This window comes from Lichenifustis flavocetrariae, from assembly GCF_026130545.1.
In the GTDB taxonomy this organism is placed as follows: Bacteria; Pseudomonadota; Alphaproteobacteria; order Rhizobiales; family Beijerinckiaceae; genus Lichenihabitans; species Lichenihabitans flavocetrariae.
In genome coordinates, this window is record NZ_JAMOIM010000129.1 from 1 (window position 1) to 2,457 (window position 2,457).

At 63.1% G+C, this 2,457-nt stretch carries 1 protein-coding gene, 1 pseudogene and 1 other annotated feature; of the genes and pseudogenes, one reads left to right on the plus strand and one right to left on the minus strand.

Annotated elements, in window-relative coordinates; all coding sequences use genetic code 11:
- Positions 1-60: 60 nt before the first annotated feature.
- Positions 61-160 (plus strand) — a sequence feature (AL1L pseudoknot).
- Positions 161-307: 147 nt separating this feature from the next.
- A pseudogene (locus M8523_RS36170) lies at positions 308-685 on the plus strand (transposase); the annotation flags it as partial.
- Between the two features lie 1,139 nt (positions 686-1,824).
- On the opposite strand, the gene M8523_RS36175 reads toward M8523_RS36170, so the two are convergent.
- Positions 1,825-1,947: a hypothetical protein gene (locus M8523_RS36175; RefSeq protein WP_282589623.1), complete on the minus strand. Its 123-nt coding sequence runs from the start codon at positions 1,945-1,947 to the stop codon at positions 1,825-1,827.
- Between the last annotated feature and the right edge of the window lie 510 nt (positions 1,948-2,457).

Genomic DNA, 2,457 nt, shown 5'->3' on the forward strand with positions numbered 1-2,457 from the left:
GGCCCCCACGCCACACCGCCACCTCACGCCTAGCTCCGCCCGATCGAGGACCAAGTGGGGGGCTCATGACGGATACGTTCAAGCGATGATCACCTTCATTGACGATCACCGCTAGGCCTACGGGGTCGAGCCGATCTGCAAGGTGCTGCCGATCGCCCCGTCGATCGCGAGCCTCATCCCAGCGGCTGCATCGACGCACCTGGACCCGTTCCGGCAGTTTGTCACCAATGGAGTGGTGGAATTTCACTGAACGAGCCGGCGCGCGAAGCCCTTGCGTAGCGCAGCGCGGCGGCTCGCGGTGCTGGGGATGGTCACCGGGGATCGGGTCCTCGACCTGTCCTGGCTGCGGAGCGAGGTTGCTGAGCTGTATTGCCAGGACAATAGCCGGCCTGGGATCGACGCGGAAGCTTCGCTCCGCCTCATGCTGGCCGGCTTTCTGCTCGGCGTGGTGCATGATCGACGCCTAATGCGCGAGGCGCAGGTCAATCTGGCGATCCGCTGGTTCGTCGGCTACGGCCTGCACGAGACGCTTCCCGATCATTCCTCACTGACCCGCATCCGCCAGCGCTGAGGCGCCGATCGCTTCCAGCGCAAATTCCAGCAGACTGTGCGTGCCTGTGTGGCGGCACGGATCGCGACCGGCGCAGTGGTGCATGTCGATGCCTCGCTGAGCCGCTCAGCAATCTTCCACCAAGCGGCGAGGACGAAACCGACCTGCTTGCACCACCCGACGAGGCGCCGCATTCTACACCCGCAGCGGCCTGACCGATTACACCGTCAAGGCCACCCCAAATTCCACCCGGGTGGGCACTATCTTCCGGTATCATCGCCCGCTTGACCGACGTCACGAGGATGGTGAGGAGGGGCGAGCTCCAGACCATGAGGGTCCGTCGCGATTCAAGGCCTCCCCGCGACCGAGCGACGAGTTTTGACGCTGCGAGCGGGAAGGGGTTGTCATCGCCACATAGTCGGGATCCACGAGCTTTCGCCGGCGCCTCGCCCACAGGCCTGAAATAGGGCTTGGCGCTGCCGAGGACCCCCCAAACGACGGAGATCCATCCGGTGGAACGAAGGCGTGTGTCGCTCGGCCTTCCCTCGCCAGCGGAGGGGCGCCGGTACCAAATGGAATTCGGCCTTAGACATCGTGATGCCGGCCGGCGCTGCGCGGAACAGACAGCATCCTTCGTGGTTTTGCGTTTGACATTTTTAATCGCGAACATAAGATGAACATGTGAGCGAGCCAAGCGCCTGGCGATCTCATGGTGGCGCAGCGCCCCTTTCAGAACCCTCAGGGTTCGGCTCCGAGCCTGGTACGCTGCGACCGTCATCGGCAAACGTTGATTGCTGTGGCCCCGCGAGAGAGGGTCGGCGACCCCGTAAAGCGCGGGGGCATTCAGACGCTGACTGCGACCCAGCCGGTTGCGGTCACGTTCCTGTTTGCCTCGCGACCGGTTGCATCATACATGAGAGACCTCAAGAGCGGATCCGCGTGTCCGCCAATTGGTGTAGACGAACCCGTGCGCTCACGGTCTGATCACCATGGCCTCGCCACACCTCGGTCAGGTTGGAGGACCATCGGTCCGCCTTGCACGAGGTCCGAATTGGCGAGCTTCCTCAGGGTATCCGAGCGGACGTTGAGCCGTCTCGAATTGCGGGGACTGCCGTTCCTCCGCGTCGGGAAGGCCAAGCGGTACAGTTTGGAGGACGTGCTCACATTTCTTGGGTCCAAGGACGGCTCGGGAGCCGGGCGGGATGTCCCTGCGGAGGGTTCATCCGGGAGAGCAGGACCACGCCGGGCCGGAATTAAGAGGAGATGCTGACGATCTACGGTGCCGCACCTTCGGTCAGCGTGACCTGCGCCTTTAGATCCTCGGCTTTTTCTTTGCGGGAAGCCGGATGCTGCGCGATCTCCTGCGCCAGAAGGGGATCACGATCGGTCGACGGCATGTCGCGACGCTAGAACGACGGACATCTGACCTGACTTGCGTTTGCTTGAGGCCTGTAGCTGTGATCCACCGTTGATGGAGGTGGATCATGGGACGCAGCTACTCCTTGGATCTTCGGTCACGCGTGGCCTTTGTTGAGGCTGGGCACCCGCGGCGTGCCGCAGCTCGGCATTGCGGGGTGAGCGATAGCTATGCGATCACGTTGCTGCGTCGCGTGGCGCGCTCTGGATCGCCCTCGCCTGCCCGACAAGGACGCGCCCCGGCCTAGGGTCGGCTTGAGCCTTATGCCGGGTTTCTGGTGGCGGCCGTCGAAGGCAAGCCGGACATCATTATGCCGCAACTCTTTGAAACAGCGTTGATAGAGCACCCCGCCGGATTTCGATGATTCAGATAGTTACAGCGCCTATCAGTAAGAGGGGCAAAACCGCGGGCAAAGGTCTCGTTTTCCGCTATGCGGCCTGCGGGTGATCTGATTCCCTGGTGGCATGTCGAACCCGCCCAGCATCGCGGC